The organism is Streptomyces sp. BRA346 (assembly GCF_052851135.1).
Window position 1 is genome coordinate 237,503 of the sequence record NZ_JAIWIH010000001.1, and the last position, 16,577, is coordinate 254,079.

At 72.7% G+C, this 16,577-nt stretch carries 11 protein-coding genes; 3 read left to right on the top strand and 8 right to left on the bottom strand.

The window, feature by feature from the left end; genetic code table 11:
* Window positions 1-76 precede the first annotated feature (76 nt).
* The gene (locus LCH29_RS01210; protein ID WP_446459772.1) at window positions 77-934 is read left to right on the top strand and encodes a hypothetical protein; all 858 of its coding nucleotides are present in this window, start codon (window positions 77-79) and stop codon (window positions 932-934) included.
* A 134-nt stretch (window positions 935-1,068) separates the two neighbouring features.
* Here the strand turns inward: LCH29_RS01210 and LCH29_RS01215 are convergent, their stop codons facing one another.
* The 3 genes from LCH29_RS01215 to LCH29_RS01225 all read right to left on the bottom strand — a co-directional run bounded on the left by LCH29_RS01215 (window position 1,069) and on the right by LCH29_RS01225 (window position 3,499).
* Entirely contained in the window at window positions 1,069-1,278 is a 210-nt protein-coding gene (locus LCH29_RS01215; RefSeq protein WP_055557831.1) for a DUF397 domain-containing protein, read from the bottom strand.
* Between the two features lie 178 nt (window positions 1,279-1,456).
* Window positions 1,457-2,329, bottom strand: coding sequence for a helix-turn-helix domain-containing protein (locus tag LCH29_RS01220; RefSeq protein WP_446459773.1), 873 nt, complete (start codon window positions 2,327-2,329; stop codon window positions 1,457-1,459).
* Window positions 2,330-2,752: 423 nt separating this feature from the next.
* Entirely contained in the window at window positions 2,753-3,499 is a 747-nt protein-coding gene (locus tag LCH29_RS01225; protein ID WP_063735990.1) for a GOLPH3/VPS74 family protein, read from the bottom strand.
* Window positions 3,500-3,755: 256 nt separating this feature from the next.
* Here LCH29_RS01225 and LCH29_RS01230 point away from each other — a divergent pair, with 256 nt between their 5' ends.
* Both LCH29_RS01230 and LCH29_RS01235 read left to right on the top strand, forming a co-directional pair.
* On the top strand, window positions 3,756-6,506 hold the full coding sequence (locus tag LCH29_RS01230; protein WP_446459774.1) for a D-alanyl-D-alanine carboxypeptidase: 2,751 nt from the start codon (window positions 3,756-3,758) through the stop codon (window positions 6,504-6,506).
* Window positions 6,507-6,691: 185 nt separating this feature from the next.
* Complete coding sequence (locus LCH29_RS01235; protein ID WP_446459775.1) at window positions 6,692-8,599, top strand: MFS transporter; 1,908 nt, start codon at window positions 6,692-6,694, stop codon at window positions 8,597-8,599.
* Window positions 8,600-8,609: 10 nt separating this feature from the next.
* Here the strand turns inward: LCH29_RS01235 and LCH29_RS01240 are convergent, their stop codons facing one another.
* From LCH29_RS01240 to LCH29_RS01260, 5 genes are read right to left on the bottom strand one after another with little or no spacing between them, the layout of a single operon-like run.
* Window positions 8,610-9,872, bottom strand: coding sequence for an ABC transporter substrate-binding protein (locus tag LCH29_RS01240; RefSeq protein WP_446459776.1), 1,263 nt, complete (start codon window positions 9,870-9,872; stop codon window positions 8,610-8,612).
* A 23-nt stretch (window positions 9,873-9,895) separates the two neighbouring features.
* The gene (locus LCH29_RS01245) at window positions 9,896-10,825 is read right to left on the bottom strand and encodes a hypothetical protein (RefSeq protein WP_446459777.1); all 930 of its coding nucleotides are present in this window, start codon (window positions 10,823-10,825) and stop codon (window positions 9,896-9,898) included.
* Window positions 10,822-12,285 (bottom strand): VWA domain-containing protein, encoded by a 1,464-nt coding sequence (locus tag LCH29_RS01250; protein WP_446459778.1) that lies wholly within the window; start codon window positions 12,283-12,285, stop codon window positions 10,822-10,824. The genes LCH29_RS01245 and LCH29_RS01250 overlap by 4 nt, the downstream gene beginning before the upstream one ends.
* 21 nt (window positions 12,286-12,306) lie before the next feature.
* On the bottom strand, window positions 12,307-14,655 hold the full coding sequence (locus LCH29_RS01255) for a tetratricopeptide repeat protein (RefSeq protein WP_446459779.1): 2,349 nt from the start codon (window positions 14,653-14,655) through the stop codon (window positions 12,307-12,309).
* Entirely contained in the window at window positions 14,652-16,301 is a 1,650-nt protein-coding gene (locus tag LCH29_RS01260; RefSeq protein ID WP_446459780.1) for a S1 family peptidase, read from the bottom strand. Before LCH29_RS01260 ends, LCH29_RS01255 begins: the two co-directional genes overlap by 4 nt.
* Window positions 16,302-16,577: the final 276 nt, after the last annotated feature.

The following is a 16,577-nucleotide window of genomic DNA, read 5'->3' on the forward strand; positions in this document are numbered from 1 at the left end:
GGCCCGCAACGTATGGGGACGCGGCGTGGATCGTGCCGCACCCCCTCCACAGCTGACGTGACGTCAGCTACACCTGATGGGCATGACGAGCGACGCGAGCGAGGACACCCGCGGCGAGCTGTACGGCGAACTGGCCTCCGTCGGCCCCTACGGGGTGCGCCCGGGGCACGCCCTGATCACGATGGTCGAGCCGCATCCCGGCCATGAGTACGCGTACAACCGCTGGTACGAGGACGACCACTTCATCGCGGGCGCGATGGCCATGCCCTGGATCTACGCCGGGCGCCGCTGGGTCGCCACCCGCGACCTCCAGCGGCTGCGCTACCCGGAGAAGTCGGCGGTCGCCCAGCCGGTCACCGCGGGCTGCTACCTCACCGTCTACTGGCTCACCGAGGACCGCTACGCGGAGCACATGCGGTGGACGGTCGGCATCAACAAGCGGCTGAACCGGGACGGCCGGGTCTTCCAGGAGCGCACCCACGTCCTGACGGCCTTCCACGACCGGGAGGCGACCGTCTACCGGGACGGGGCGGCCGGGCCGCGCGACCACCATGCCCTGGACCATCCCTACGCCGGGCTGGTCCTGGAGGTCATCGAGAGCGAGAGCCCCGAACGCCGCGGCGAGCTGCTGGAGTGGCTCCGGACCCGCCATCTGCCCCGCCGCCTGGCCGGCTCGCCCGCCGCGATGGTGACCGTCTTCCGCCCGACCCCGCTGCCGTCGGACCGGATGGCGTACGTCAAGCAGGTGGAGGGCGTCGACACCAGGCTGACCCTGCTCTGGTTCCTCCAGCGCGATCCCCGCGAATGCTGGGACGAATACCTGACGGGGCTCGACACCGATGTGGAGCGGTCCGGACTCGGCCGGGTGGAATTCGTCGCGCCGTTCATTCCGACGATTCCCGGTACGGACCAATACGTCGCGGAGCTGCGATGAAAGCGACGGAAACCGAAATGCGACGAGCCCTCTCGGCAGGGACGGCGGCCGGTCGAGAGGGCTCAGTGGCTGTGGTGCGAAACAGCGGTTCTACAGGGCCGGACCGCACGGTCGCGGCCGGTCGAACAGCGGGATCAACCGAGGTCGAAGGCTCCGCCGTGGACATCGGCGACGAAGGCCGACCAGGAGGCGGGGGCGAAGCTGAGCGTCGGTCCGTGCGGGTCCTTGGAGTCGCGCACGGCGATCTCGTCGACGACCGGGGAGGCGACCTCTACGCACGCGCCGTTTCCTGCGGAGTACGAGGATTTCACCCAGGTACTCGTCTTTCCCTGCTGAATGGACACAATTGCTCCGATGCGTTTTGTTGACGAGATGCACCCCCGTTTGGAGGCGAAGCCGACGTTACTCGTCAACATCGTCAGGAAAGGTGGCCATTCACTCGACCGGGTGGCATATTCCATTGGCCCCTTCCGCGGCAGGGTACGGAGGTGTACGCTCCGCCCTCGCTCGCGACCGGCGTCGTCAGCCCTCCCCGTGCCGACGCGCGTGGTCCTGTGCCACCTCGGTGATGAACTGGCGGCTCTGGTCCACGTTCAGCGCCTGGGCCCGCAGGTGCTCGTACATCATGCTGTAGCTCTGCACATCGGTGAGCTTCTCCAGGTAGAGGTCGCTCGTGACGCCCTCCAGATAGACGACGCTCGTATCCGACTCGTCCGAGAACTCCAGGATCGTGAACTGCCCGCTCATGCCCGGGTGCGAGCCCATGCCGAACGGCAGCGCCTGCACCGTCACATGCGGCTCGTGGCTCATGCGGACCAGATACTCCAGCTGATCGCTCATGATCTTGTGGTTGCCCACCACGCGCCGCATCGCCGCCTCGTCCACCACGGCCCACAGCCGCAGCGGGGTCAACGGATCGGTGATCCGTTCCTGCCGCCGCAGCCGCACCTGCACCCGCTGGGCGATCTGGTCCGGGCCGACCTCGGGCAGCGCCCCGCTGATGACCGCCTCCGCGTACTCCGGGGTCTGCAACAGCCCCGGCATCACCTGGGGTTCGTAGACCCGCAGGGACGCCGCGTCCGTCTCGAAGCCGATGTAGACGCTGTACGGGACGTCGCCGAAGGCGTTCCACCACCCCTGCTGGCGCGACTCCTTCGCCATTTGCATCAGGGAATCGACCAGGGCCTTGTCCTCGACCTTGTACGTACGGCAGAGATCGCGCACATCGCGCTGGCTGATGCTGCGACGGCCGTTCTCCAGTCGGCTGATCTTCGACTGGGAGACCATCAGCTCCTCCGCCACCTCCTCCGCCGTCATGCCCTTCTCCTGGCGGAGCCTGCGCAGTTCCTGGCCCAACCGGCGTCGCCGGACAGTGGGGCCGACGTTCGATGTCACGGGACGTGCACCTCCGGCTTCGTACTGCTGATACATGCTGTTCAGCAGCCTGCCACTACCGGACCCGGCCGCGCTGGGAAATGGCCCGACAAACACCGTACAAAGGGCGGTCGAACACGCGCGCGGGGCGGCGGGACGGCCGGTCGTCCGGAACGGCCGTCCCACCACCCCGCGCTTCAGCGGCTCCCGAACCGGGTCGGTGGGGACTGCGGTGCGGTCGGTGGAGCGGAATGGTGCTCGCTGGTGCTGTATCGGTTCTGCGGGCTCTGGCGAGCCCGTTCGGTGCCCTGGAAAAGTGCCCTGCCGTGCGCTGTGGTGCCCTGTCGTGCGCCGTGGTGCTCCGAGAAGCTCCTCCGGGCCCCGGAGCCGCTCACGGATGCTGTGCGGCGTCCTGAGGCGCCCTGGGGGCCTCCTGGTGATGGGTCAGCGCGCTCCGACGCGGGCCATGCTCCCGCGGCGGGACGGCTGTGCCGGAACCCCGGCCGCGGGCTCCGCGGCGCGCGCTCCCGGCGGTCGGCCGGGCGCCGGTGCGCGCCGTGGCTGCGCCGCGACACCGTTCTGCACGTCCATCACGGCGTGCGCCACCAGACCGCCCATCGGGTCGTGCCTGATCAGATCCCGGAGCCTGGAGCGCGAGGAGCGCCCCTCGTTCCCGGGATACAAGTGCTTGCCGAGCCCGACCGCATGGGCCAGGGCGGCGAGCGCGGCGGTCCGCGGGTCCGGCGGTACGCCGGTGCGGATCGCACTGTCCAGCCGGTTCCTGATCTCCCGGCTGATCGCCGTGTCCGTCGCCTGGTAGCGAGTCGTCGGCAGTACCCCGCACATCTGGCCCGCCACGGCATGCACCATGCCGCACCGCTCCAGGTGCGTGAGATACGTCTGGCGCAGCCCCAGCCGGGGCCCGCCGATCCAGTGGACAGCCCGAACCGGACTGCCGCGACGGCGCAGCAGTTCCAGTGCGGAGTCCAGAGTTGGATCTCCAGTCGGCCGTGGCAGCACCACGGCGATACGATCCCCGTCAGGGGCTATCCGTCCGGCCAAGGCCAGCTCTACTAGCTGTGCCCCGGCCAGACCGAGGTCGAGCGACTGCGGCTGCGCCGTGGTACCCGTGGTCGGGTCCAGGGCCAGCAGCAGAAGCTCCTCCGGAATTGTTCTGCGGCTCCTGCCCATCCATGCCTCCCCGCGTGGATGAATGACAGGGTGACCCCTGCCACATTGGTCTGTCGAGAGTGCCTGGGGGATTTGGGTGGGAACCGGTAGGTATGTCTTTCTCGTCTAGCGGGTGAGCGATCACCCTGAGGCGCTCTCCGGCGGCGGTGTTGCACGGCCGCACGCCGGACACACAGGACACTGGATGATGGTTGTAATGCGGGACGCGGCGCCAGGAGGCGCCCGGCGTCCCGTGTGACGTATCGAGGAGGCATCGGTGGCGGGCGAGTCCCCCGGCAAGTCGGATCAGCAGAAGTCGTCGGGGGAGACGGCCAGGGGGGCACGCGATCCGCGGCTCACGGCCTTCCGGGAAGGGGAGGCCGACGGCGGGCATGCGTCGGTCGCCGTCGCCGAATCCGGCGCGGCCTCGGCGGAAGAGGAATCGGAACGTCCGGAAGCCGCCGGTTCGGGCGATGCGTCTGATGTTCGCGAAAGCGAATCGGCGGAGCCGGAGGGCGCGGAGACCGAGTCGGGGCTGCCGGTCCGCCCCAAGGACGAGGCGCCCTCGCCGGAGGCGACGTCCGGCGGAGCCGGTGAGACGGACAAGCCGGAAGGAAGCGACGCCCGCCTGCGGGAGGCCGTCGCGGCCTGGGTCGCGACTGACGAACCGGACGCCGAGGCGGAGGCCGGGGGCGACGGCAAGGGCGACGCGGGTGCCGAGGGTGCGGGTGCCGAGGGTGACGCCGCGTCCGACGACACGTCGTCGGACGCCGAGCCCGGCGGCGAGGGTGCGGGTGCGTCCCGCACGGAGAAGGCTGCCGCCGACGCCGAAGGTGATGAGGACCGCGAGGACGCCGACTCGGTCGACAAGGGCGAGGCTGCCTCGGACGACGCGTCGTCGGACGGTTCGGTCGATCGGAAGACCGCGGTGTTCCGCACGGCGGACGTGGCCGCCGACTCCGGCGGCGATGAGGACCGTGCGAAGGCTGCGTCGGACACCGAGTCCGACGGCGACGCCGAGTCCGGCGTAAAGGGTGACTCCGGTGCGTCCGGCGGCAAGGACGACGCGGGTGCGTCTCGTACGGAGAAGGCCGCTGCCGACGGCGACGACGCCGACTCCGGCGGCGAGGGTGACGCGTCGTCGGGCGGGTCGGTCGATCGGAAGACCGCGGCGTTCCGGACGCCGAAGACGGACCCGGACGCCGACCGTGACGACGACGCCGCGTCCGGCGACGGCAAGCGTGCCTCCGGTGGGCGGCGTCCGGCGTGGGCGGGGGCCGATGACGACGGCGACGAGGGCGGGGAGAAGGCCGCGTCCGGCGACGGCGACGCCAAGCCGTCCGGCCGGTCCGTCGATCAGAAGACCGCCGTCTTCCGCGCGCCCAAGGTGGACGAGGACGGCAAGCCGATCGACCGGCCCACCGCCGCGTTCGGGGTGCTCCCCGAGAAGAAGACGGGCGTCGACCAGCCCACCACCGCGATCAAGGCGCTCCCGGGCGACGCGGACAAGAGCGGCAAGGGCACCAAGCGGTCCGAGGGCGAGAACGAGCGCACCAGCAAGTTCGTACCGCTGCGTTCCCCCGACGACCCCGCACCCGCCCCCGCCTCCGCGAAGGCGAAGGCACCCGAGAAGGCGAAGGCACCGGCGAAGCCGGACACCGCTCCGGCGAAGCCGGGCGAACTGCCGGAGACCGAGCGCACCAAGCAGCAGCCGCTGCCGCCGCAGACGCCGGACGGGAAGCAGCCCGCGCCGCTGGATCTGCTGGCGGAGCTGACGAACAGGCCGCCGAAGCCCGAGACGCCGATCCGGACGGCGGTGCGGCGGGTCAAGATCTGGACGCCGCTGGTGCTGCTGCTCGTGGTGCTCGTGGCGATCGCCCAGGCGGTGCGGCCGCTGCCGGATCCCGAGCTGACGCTGACGGCCGACGCGTCGTACGCGTTCAAGGGCGACAAGCTGGCCATGCCGTGGTCCGGCGAGGGCCAGTCCGCGGCCGAGGTCGAGGGCGTGGGCAGCCTGGGCACGTCGGGGGCGCAGAAGCCGGTGCCGATCGCCAGTGTCACCAAGGTGATGACGGCCTACGTGGTGCTCAAGAACCATCCGCTGAAGGCCGGTGCGGAGGGCCCGCGCATCACGATCGACGCGACGGCGGCCGAGGAGTCGGGGTCGGCCGACGAGTCGCGGGCGTCGGTGAAGGAGGGGCAGAAGTTCACCCAGCACCAGCTGCTCCAGCTGCTGCTGATCAACTCCAGCAACAACATCGCCCGCCTGCTGGCCCGCTGGGACGCGGGGTCGCTGGACGCGTTCACCAAGAAGATGAACGACGCGGCCAAGAGCCTGGGGATGAAGAACACCACGTACACGGACCCCAGCGGGCTGAAGGAGTCGACCAAGTCCACCGCGGAAGACCAGCTCAAGCTGGCGAAGGCGGCGATGCAGTCCGAGGCGTTCCGCGAGGTCGTGGCGACGCCCAACACGCAGATCCCCGGTCTCGACGGCAAGATCTACAACAACAACAATCTGCTGGTGAAGCCCGGCGTGATCGGCATCAAGACCGGGTCGTCGACCCCGGCCGGCGGCGCGCTGATGTGGGGCGCGGTGCGGACGATCGACGGCAAGAAGCAGCGGATCCTCGGGGTGGTGCTCGAACAGCGCGCGCCCACCACGCTGGACGCCAGCCTCCAGCTGGCGCAGACGGAGAGCTACAAGCTGATCACCACCGTGCAGGACGCCCTCACGTCGGCGACCGTCATCAAGAAGGGCGATGTCGTCGGCCAGGTGGACGACGGCCTCGGCGGTACGACTCCGGTCGTGGCCACCAAGGACCTGAAGGCGGTCGGCTGGGCGGGGCTCAACGTCGACATCAAGATCGGTGACGGTGGCAAAACCATTCCGCACTCGGCGAAGGCGGGCACCGTCGTCGGCGAGGTGACCGTGGGCAGCGGGCCCGGTCGGGTCAAGGCGCCGGTGGCGCTGCAAAACGACTTGTCCGAGCCGTCCTTCGGGGCGAAGCTGACCCGCATCTCCTGACCCGGACGGGCACCGGCGCGGGGAGCCGCGCCGGTGCCCGCAGCCGCTGACGAACCGCCTCGCGTGCTAGCGTCGCAGGATGCCCCCGACCCTGACTCGCCCAGACCAAGGCGAACCGTGGGGAACCGGAACAGGGTTGAAGAGATGAACAGGGGCAGACCTCGGGGGAGACGGGGAGAGCCACAGTGACCACCGTGGATCCGACACGGGCCGATCAGAACGGGAGCTCGGAGGAGAGCACCGCGGCGCGAATACGCCTGCCCGCGCAGCGTCGGCTCGCCGAGCGGAACGAGCGCGCGCCGGAGGCGGCCCCCGGAGGTGAGGCGGTTCGGGCGGGGGTGTTCCACCGTGCCTGGGCCGCCCTGCGCCGCCCGGTGCCCGCCGCGCTGGCCGCCGCCGCGGTGCTGCACCTGCTGTGGGTGGCGCTGCTCGCGAACAGCGGCGGCGACCTGGCCGCCCAGGACGCCTGGGCGGAGTTCGCGCTCCAACATCCCGACTCGGCGTACAACCTGGCCTGGTACGGCGGGATGCACCCGGTGTCGTACAGCGTCATCTCGCCGTATCTGATGGCGGTCCTCGGCGTGCGGTCGACCATGATGATCGCCGGGACGCTGTCCGCGGGGCTGCTCGCCCTGCTGCTGGTCCGCAGCCGCTCGGTGGCACGGCCGATGCTGCCCGCCCTGTACGGCACGTTCGCGCTGGTCTGCAACGCGACCTCGGGCCGGGTGACGTTCGGGCTCGGTGCGATGTTCGGCCTCGCCGCGGTGGCGGTCATCTTCGCGTGGCCGGTGCGGTGGCGGTCCCGGCACTGGCACCACCGGACCGGGCGGTTCCTGCTGGCCGCGCTGCTGTCCGCGGTGGCGACGATGGCCAGCCCGGTGGCGGGCCTGTTCGTGGGGATCGTGGCGGCCGCGCTGTGGCTGACCCATCGGCGCCCGGCGGCGTATGCGCTCGGCGTCACTCCGGTGCTGGTGGTCGGGCTGTCCGCGTGGCTGTTCCCGTTCTCCGGCGAGCAGCCGATGTCCATCGGCTCGGTGATCCTGCCGCTGACCGCCGGGCTCGCGGGCTGGCTGCTGTCCCCGCCCGAGTGGCGCACGGTGCGGGTCGGCGCGGGGCTGTACTCGTTCGGTGTGGTGCTCACCTGGCTGATCCCCTCCCAGATCGGCACCAACATCTCCCGCCTTGGCATGATCTTCGGCGGTGTGGTGGTGTTCGCCGCGCTGACCGAGCCCCGCATCAAGCCCGCCCGCGCCGAGCTGCGCACCACGCGGGCCGGACAGCGGTGGCTCGCGCTCGTGCTGTCGCTCGCGACGATCACGGTGTGGCAGGTCGTCAAGACCGCCGACGACGTCATCCACACCACCCCCTCGGCGTCCTGGGCCCGTGAGCTGGCGCCGCTGGTGGACCGGCTGAAGCGGGTGGACGCCGACCGGGGCCGGGTCGAGGTGGTGCCGGTGCGCAGCCACCGCGAGTCCTCCGCGCTCGCCCCGTACGTCAACCTGGCGCGCGGCTGGAACCGGCAGCGGGACCTGGACCGCAACCCGATCTTCTACGGCGAGAACACCCTCACCCCCGCGACCTACCACGAGTGGCTCAAGCGCTGGGCGGTGCACTTCGTGGTGCTGCCCGCCGACAACCCGGACCAGGGGGCCGAGAAGGAGGCCCGGCTGCTGGAGGACACCAATCTGCCGTATCTGCGGCAGGTGTGGTCGGACGCCAACTGGAAGCTGTACGAGGTCGAGAACCCGACGCGGCTCGCCGACCCGCCGGCCACCGTGCAGCGGGCGGGCGCCGATCAGCTGGTGCTGAAGGTGCGGGAGCGCGGGCCGGTCCTGATCCGCATCCCGTACTCGCCGTGGCTGGGCCTGGTCGACTCCGAGGGGCGCAGCGTCCACGCGCCGAAGGCCGCCCCGCACGAGCAGCTGCCGGTCAACCGCCAGGGCTGTCTGACCAAGCAGGTCGAGGGCGCCGTGGAGGGCCAGCCGGAGGACGAGTGGACCGTGCTGCACGCCCCGCGCGCCGGTACGTACCGGATAGCGGGCAAGTACCAGCTGCCGCGCGGCACGCCCTGCCCGAAGGAGATGGCCCCGTAGGGGCGGCGCGTCATCCGCAGACGGTCGACAGCCAGGGCCGTCCGCGCTGCTGGTGCAGGTCGGTACGGACCTTCTCCAGGCTGGTCAGCAGCGCGTCCGGGCCCTCGGCGACATCGCTGAGGTAGGCCAGGGCGGCGCGCTGGAAGGCCAGCCGCATCCGGGTCGGCATGGCGTCGGAGGCGTCCAGGCACAGCGAGCGGGAGTCCTTGAGCGCCTCGGCGATGTCCTTGCCCACGTCGTCGGACTGCGCGGAGAGGGGGACGTCGCCGTTCGCGAAGAACGGGCGGGTGCGGCCGCGCGGGGTTTCCTCCGCCCAGGCCGTCTGGGCCTTCGCCGAGGTGAGGTACGCCAGGAGGCGGCGCGACTGCGGGGTTTCGTGGAACATCGCGGCGAAGTCCGCGGACACCTCCCGGGCGGTGGAGGCCCGGTCGGCGCCGGGGATCAGCTCGGTGGAGAAGGCGAAGGAGGCGTGGGCGCGGTCCTCCGTCGGGTAGCCGCCGCGGATGAACGAGCCCTGGTGCTCCAGCGCGCACGGCGGCCGCGCGGCGAACAGCTTCCTGCCCGCGTCCCGGAAGTCCGTGACCAGCGCGGTGGCTGCCGCGCCCTTCCCGAACAGCGAGCCCCAGGTCCGCCACGCCCGCCCGATCCGGGGGTCCGTCCAGGCCAGGCCGCCGGTGGCCCACGCCTCGTAGACGGCCTTGCCCTGCTGCTGGAGCAGGATGTCCTCGATCCAGTCGGTGCCCGGCCAGCCGGAGGTCGCGTCGCCGCCCATCCCGGCGCACCACTGGCCGTCCCGGGCGGCGAGGGCGGGCAGTTCGGACGGTTTGTGGCGCCTCGCGTCGTACCAGGCGATGCTCTTCAGGTCGGCCTTGACCGCGATGCCGTACACCGCGCCGTCCCCGCGCGGCGCGGGCTTCCACAGCGGGCCGTAGGCGGCGAGCGTGTCCGCCGGGAGCACCTTCTCCAGCGGGATCAGGGGCGCGTCCGCGTAGGCGGCGAGCTCGCCCGGGCTGGGCAGGACGGCGATGTCGGGCGGGGTGCCCGCCTTCACCTCCGAGGACAGCACCTCGCGCAGCGCGGTGGTGCCCTGGTAGTCGACCCGGATCCCGGTCTCGTCGGTGAACAACTGGAGCAGGTCGCGGAAGGCCGCGCCCTCGTCGCCGGTCCAGGTGGCCAGCACGCTGACGCTGCCGCGCGGCTGGCGGCCGCCGGTGTCGCCCGCGCCGACGGCGGACAGCACCACCAGCCACAGCCCGAGGACGGCCGCGGTCACGTTGAGGGAGCGTGTCCGGGCGCTCATCGCGGCTGGAACCGGTACTCGTCGATGCGCGGCTGGAGCCCGACCAGGATCAGCGCCGCGACGACCGCGCCGCCGAGCGGGATCCAGCCGACGGCCCCGGCCCGCCAGCGGGTGTCCCGCAGGGTGTCCGCCACCTTGTCGGTGATCTCGCCGCCGTTGGAGCCGATGTCGTCGCCGTCCAGGACGCGCCCCGCCGTGCCCAGCCGCTCCTGGGTCTCGTAGGTGAACGAGGCCAGCGGCAGCACCGCGAGCAGCAGCGCGGTCGCCGCGGCCAGCCACGGGTTGACCAGGCGCCGGAAGCGGCGCCGCAGGGAGCGCTGGGTGTGGACGAGCAGCACCCCCAGGATGAGGAACAGCGCCAGCGACACCACCCACGCGAACCACAGCAGCCAGCCGAACGAGGTCTGCTCCGTCAGCACCCGCTTCTGCTTGTTCTGCACGGTGTCCAGCCGGGCCAGGATGCCGTCGTGGTCCCGGTTGAGCATGGTGGTGGCGTAGCTCCGATAGGCGTCGCGCAGATCCTCGTTGCCGCGGTTCACATACGCCTGCTGGATGAGGTCGCTGTACGAGGAGACCAGCCCGGTGATGGTGAGCAGCGACTGCCGGGCGGCCTTGCCGCCGGTGGTGCTCTTGACGGCCTGGGCCAGGCTCTGGTTGGCCGTGGACAGTTCGTTGCGGTAGTCCTCGCCGAGCCCCTCGACGTCCGTGGTGTGGCCCTTGAGGCTCGCCTCGGCCCGGGCGTCGGCGGCTTCGAGGGCGTCGTGCGCGGCGGCCACCTGGAGGATCGCGGGGGTCGACCGCTCGCTGACCGCCGTGGTGTTGCGGCTGACGCCGTAGTACGCGGAGAACAGCGCGGTCACCGCCGCCGCCGTGAGGACGAGCAGCGCGGTCAGCCACCGGACCAGATACGCGCGGGTGCCGGTCATGAGGCCCCCTCCGGGCGCAGCGGGGTGTCGCACTTCTGGCAGTACGCGGCGGTGGCGGGCGCGGTGCGACCGCAGGACGGGCAGAGCCGGTCCGGGCCGGTGGGGGCCGCGACCGGGGCGGTGCCGGGGAGGCCGGTGAAGTGGACGCTCTCCTCGGTCACGATCATCGCCGAGTTGAGGTCCAGCGGCCGGATGGGCTCCCGGATCCGCACCTCGCCGGTGGCGGCGTCGACGATGTGGACCAGCCCGCGCAGCCGCTCCAGCATCTTGGCGCCGCCCAGCCCGTGCGCGAGCCGGACGGCCTGCCCCCACTGCCGCCGGGCCTCCTCGCGGTCGCCCGCCTCGTACGCGTCGCAGCCCGCGGTGATGGCGTGGCCGAGGTCGGCATCGGCCCCGTAGTGCGCCAGCCGGGGGTCGACGCGGGAGGACAGCAGCACGTCGTCGGTCCACTGGACGAGCACGGACTGGGCGGGCGGCGCGGCGGGCAGCGGAAGGTCCGTATCGCCGTCCGGCGCGAGGTCGACGGCGGCCAGTTCGACGTCCTCGCCCATCGGGTCGCCGTCGGGGTCGGCGAGGACGCACAGGTGGAACTCGCGGGACTCGTCGCCCCACGCGTCGGTGCGGCACTCCCAGGTGCGCGCGTCGGGCCGGGTGCCCTCGCCGGTGAGGTCGGCCCGGGTGGGGTGCACCTGCTTGACGAAGCCGATCCGCCCGCCCGCCCGGGCACGGATCCGGATCCGCACCCCGGACAGGGCCTTGGCCATGGAGGTGCGCGTCATCTCCTCGAACTCGGCGGCCAGCGCGGAGTCGTCCAGCACCGCGTCGGCGCGGCCGTGCAGCCTGCGCACGATCTCCTTCAGCTCGGTGGCGTCCCAGCCGTCGCCGATGCCGCGCGCGTCGCAGGTGAAGTGCGGGGCGCAGGCGTCCAGCACTTTGTCCAGGTACCCGGCAGCGTCGTGCTCGTTGCGGCCGTCGGTGAGGAGCAGGGTGTGCCGGATCGCGGCGGGGCGGCTGAGGTGGAGCCGCCGGGCGAGGTCCAGCCAGGCGCCGATGGCCGTGCCGCCGATGGCGGGCAGCCGGGCCGCGACGCGGGCGGCGGCGGCCCGGGTGTCGGGGCCCGCGACGGCCATGCCGCCCGCGAACGGGTAGACGACCTGGGCCTGTTCGGTGCCCTCGATGATCGCGAAGTGGGTGCCGTCGCGCAGGACGCCGACGGCGGTCGCGGTCGCCCGGCGGGCCGCCGCGATCTTCGTCGGGGGCCAGCTCATCGACCCGGAGCAGTCGATGACGATGACCTCGGAGGCGGCGGTACGGGCCGCGGCGGGGCCGAGTCCCCGGGCCTCGACGCTGAGGACGGCGTGCATCTCGGCGCGGCCCGCGACGGCCGGGAGGTACTTGTTCTGGTGCACGCGCAGCGTGATGGCGGGCTCGTCGTCCCGTCGCGGATGGTCCTGGCTCATGTGATCCCCCTGTCACCCCTGTCAGACGCCCGTCATGGGCCGGATGGCGTTGGCGCGGTCCACCAGCACCCCCAGCGCCTTCGGGCTGTCCGCCTGCTGGGCCAGCCGGCGCAGCACCGCTTCGAGCCGCGACCGCACCGACAGCTCGTCGTCCCCCTCGCCGAACAGCAGCCCGGGGCCCGCCGGGTCGCCCGCCGCTCCCTGCCGCAGCGTCCGGTCGAGCGCGGCCTCCAGCACCTCCGCGGTGAGCCGGTCCCGGGCCTGCCCGTGGGCGCGCCCGTCGTCCAGGTACAGCCGCGGCAGCCGGGTCAGCACCTCCACCAGGTCCTCGCCGGTGGGCCGGTCGTGCGGGTGCTCGCCGAGCCGCCCCGCGAGCACCCGTACGGTCGCGACGCGGGCGGCGTCGTAGTGGCGCGACACCTTCGGCACCCCGTCGAGGACGGTCGCCGCCCCGCCCCGGTCCCCGGCGGCCAGCCGCAGCCGGGCCAGGCCGAAGGCGGCGCTGCCCTGGGAGCGGTTGCGCTCCCACACCGCCTCGTAGAACCGCTTGGCGGCGTCGTGGTCGCCCAGGTGCTCGGCGCAGTACCCCAGCGCCAGCTTGGGCGCGTACTCGCCGGGCAGCGCGCTGTACACCTCGTCGAACGCGTGCCGCGCCTCGGCCACCGCGCCGCCCGCGAGCCGCAGCAGGGCGCGGTGCCAGGCGAGCCGCCAGTCGTACCGGGCGCCACTGCCGATGATCTCCTCGGCGGCCGTCAGCTCGGCGTCCGCGCGGTCCCGCATCCCCAGGTCCACGTAGGCGCGGCAGGTACGGAAGCGGATCTCGGCCGAGGGGTACGGGAACGCGCCCAGCTGCTCGATCAGCCGCCGCGGGCCACTGTCGGTCGGGGTGTTGAGCAGGGCCGCGCCCGGGTCCGCCGCGTCCGGGAACGGCACCGGCAGCCCCGGCGGCACCTGGTCCGGGGACGGCAGTCCGTGCGCGAGGGGGCGCCGCGGATCGTCGTCCAGCCAGTGTTCGAGCCCCGGGATCCGGCCGAGCCCCGCGTCCAGCAGCGCGGCGGTCGGCGCGAACAGCGTGGACGGCTCGGGCTGTTCCTCCCGCAGCCGCAGCGCGTGGATCTCCCGCAGCACGCCCCACAGCTGCTCGGACATCTCGCCCGCCGACCCGAACCGCCGCCGCGGATCGCGGGCGGTGGCGCGGGCCAGCACCCGCCGGTACGACTCGGCGCCCAGCCCCGGCGGCGCCTGGGCGGGCCGCCCGGCCTTGTCGGACAGCGACCGCAGGGTCGCGCCGACACCGTACAGGTCATGGCGCTCGGTGAGCGGGCCGCCCCGCAGCGACTCGGGGGAGGCGAACCCCTTGGTGATGACGGGCGGATCGCCGCCCTGCCGCTCCAGCCGCCGGACCGCACCCAGGTCGATCACCTTGACCCGGCTCTCGTAGTGCATCACGTTGCTCGGCTTGAGGTCGCAGTACAGCAGCCGCTCCCCGTGCAGATAGCCGACCGCGCGCAGCACCAGACAGCCGTACGCCAGGATGTGCTCGTACAGCCGCGGCCCGTCGTACGGCGGCACGGCGTCCGCGATGCAGTCCCGTATCTGGGCGAGCGTCATGCCGCCGACGAACTCCATCACGATGTAGCCGGTGAGCCGGTCGCCGCCGTCGCAGCCGACGGGTCCCTCGGGCTGGGTGACGTAGTTGATGATGCGGACGATGCCGGGGTGGTCGAGCATCGTCAGATAGCGGCGCTCCTCGACCGCCGCCCGCAGCGCCGCCTCGTCCTCGTTGTTGATCAGGCCCTTGATGGCGACGGGCTGCCGGTCGAGCTGGGTGTCCTCGGCGAGATACACCCAGCCGAGCCCGCCGTACGCGACACAGCCGATCACACTGTACTGGTCGCCCAGCAGATCCCCGGGACGCAGCCGCGGGGTGAAGTCGAACGGATGGCGGCAGCGGGGACAGAACCCCGACGACAGCGCGGGCTCCCCGTTGTAGGGCGCGCCCACGGTCTCCTGGCAGCCGGGGCCGCCGCAGATCTGGCCGCGGGACGGGGGCCGCGGATCGTCGAGCACGAGATCGGTGAGGGAGGGCAGTTCGACGTGCGGCAGGTCCAACAGCCCGTCCCCGGCGGGCCCGAGGCGGAACTTCCGCGCCGCGTCCCGGCGCCGTGCCCGGTCGGTGGCCGTGGTCGCACCGGATTGCAGGCTCCCGGCGAGGGCGCCGGTGTCCGCGCCGGGGGCCGGGGCCGTGCCCGGGGGTGGCGGGGCGGCGGGTCTGCGGCCGCATTCGGTGCAGAAGCCGCGGGGGTTGATCCGGCCCCTGCCGCCGCCGGGGCAGTCCGCGCGGGTGCACGCCGTGGTCGGTGGCGTCATGGCGCGTCCCCCTCCGGGAGCAGGTGCACGGCCCGGACGAAGCGGTCGACGGCGCGCCGCGCCGCGGCCACGTCGCAGGGCACCGCGGTCAGTGCGCGGTGGGCGGCGCGCTGGAGCGGGAACAGCTCCCGGCGCTCCGAGGCGGCCTTCGCCCCGAGCAGCGCCGCGTACGCGGTCAGCAGCCCCTTCAGCTCCTTGATCTCGTCGCGCTGGGTGTCGGCCGTGTGCAGCGCCGTTTCGAGCCGCTCCCGCACCGCCCGCACCGCGTGCTCGAACGCGGCCAGTTTGGCGACGATGTGGTGGGTCCGCAGCTCGGGGTCGCCGCGCAGCCGGGTCAGGTTGATGCGCAGCGCGGGGGCCTCCGCCGGGTCCGATGCTGCGCGCGCGCCCGCGGCGGTGGCTTCCCGCTCCAGGCCGGTGGCCTCCGCGACCCGGTCGGCCAGCTCGTCCAGCCAGGCGTCGATCCGCTCCGGGTCGGGGCGGAACAACTGCTCGGCCAGGCGCAGTCCGGGCGCGTGGGGATCGCGGAAGACCAGCATCAGCCGGGCGCCCCGGTCGGCGAGGAGCTTCATGAAGCGGATCAGCGCCTCCGGGTCGCTCGCCCGGTCGAGACCGACGGCCACGACGGTCAGCGGGACGGCGTTGGCCCGGATCCGGCTGAGCGGGGAGGCGTCGCCGGGCGAGCGCAGGTCCAGCCGGTCGGCGACCCGGCGGGCCACCTCGATGTCGGTGCGACCGGCGACGTCGATGGCCAGGTCCACGCTGCCCAGCGGCGGCACGGTGCCGTGCGGCGCGCCGGACACCGCCTCGTCTTCGCCGCCTCCGGACAGCTCGCGGTCGGCGAGGGTTACGGCGCGGCTGAGCGCCTCGTAACGGCCGCTGTCGTCGTGCGCGATGATGACGGTCTCCACGTCCGCGACACCTTCCGCCCGCCCGGCCAGGGACTCGCGGCGCAGCCACAGGGCGAGCCGCTGCGCGAACGGGATGTCCAGGACGTGCCCTTCGCCGGAGGCGAGCCGCGAGACGAGCCCGTCGTCGACCACCCGGTCGCCCCCCACGAAGCGGTGGACGAGCGGGAGGTGCTGAAGGATCGTTTCGATGTGGATCATGTTCGACCGCAGTCGGCGCTCGTCGGCGGGGATGTCGGCGGCGTCGTCGTAGCGGTTGACGATCATCCCGAAGACATGGCCGGTCTTCACGTCCTCCACCCCGGCGCCGCTGCATCCGCGGCGCACCACGTCCCCGGGGGAGTCCGGGATCAGCTCCAGCCACTCCGCGCGCGGGCCGACGGTCCCGGCGATCTTCGCGTAGAACCAGGTGCCGTTGTCGTTGTGGCGCGGGAAGCCCAGGTTCCGCACCTGGCCCAGCGGCTCCGGCGACAGCCGATACAGGGGTGCGGCGTGCTCGGCGGGCTGCGGCCGGTCCAGCGTCAGCAGCGCGATGTCACCGCATCCGTCGGCGCGCCGGGGCACCCAGCAGCCCGCGGCGACGCGCGCGGTCACGGGGGCGGCGTCGGGCACCTGCACCAGGTCGACGAGCACTTGTGACGCGGGCACCGGATGCCCGTCGTCCGGGATGACATGGGCGCACGTCAGCACGGTGTCGCCGCCCAGAAGGATTCCGGCGCCCAGGATCTCCCCGGTCATGCCGCGGATGCGTACCCGCCAAAACCCCCCGGCGGTGGACTCATTGACGGGAATGCCCCTGTCCGCCCCCATGCGGCAAGAGGATACGCCCACGAGGGGCGGAAGTGACCCCTTCGTCCGATGAGTCACGGGAAAGGGTGAGGACCGGCGAACGGCCCGGACGTGCGCGCCCCCGCGCGGCTCCCGAGGGCCGGGCGCGAGGGTCGCGGGGACCTGCGGCGGTCGCACGCCCCGCCATTCGAGTGATGCGGCGTCACACTTCTTGTGGACGGACTC

Bases quoted from the DNA above. Each gene is read 5' to 3' on its own strand.
- LCH29_RS01210 (WP_446459772.1), top strand. From the start codon at position 77: ATGGGCATGACGAGCGACGCGAGCGAGGACACCCGCGGCGAGCTGTAC.
- LCH29_RS01225 (WP_063735990.1), bottom strand. From the start codon at position 3,499: ATGGGCAGGAGCCGCAGAACAATTCCGGAGGAGCTTCTGCTGCTGGCC.
- LCH29_RS01245 (WP_446459777.1), bottom strand. From the start codon at position 10,825: ATGACCGGCACCCGCGCGTATCTGGTCCGGTGGCTGACCGCGCTGCTC.
- LCH29_RS01250 (WP_446459778.1), bottom strand. From the start codon at position 12,285: ATGAGCCAGGACCATCCGCGACGGGACGACGAGCCCGCCATCACGCTG.
- LCH29_RS01255 (WP_446459779.1), bottom strand. From the start codon at position 14,655: ATGACGCCACCGACCACGGCGTGCACCCGCGCGGACTGCCCCGGCGGC.
- LCH29_RS01260 (WP_446459780.1), bottom strand. From the start codon at position 16,301: ATGACCGGGGAGATCCTGGGCGCCGGAATCCTTCTGGGCGGCGACACC.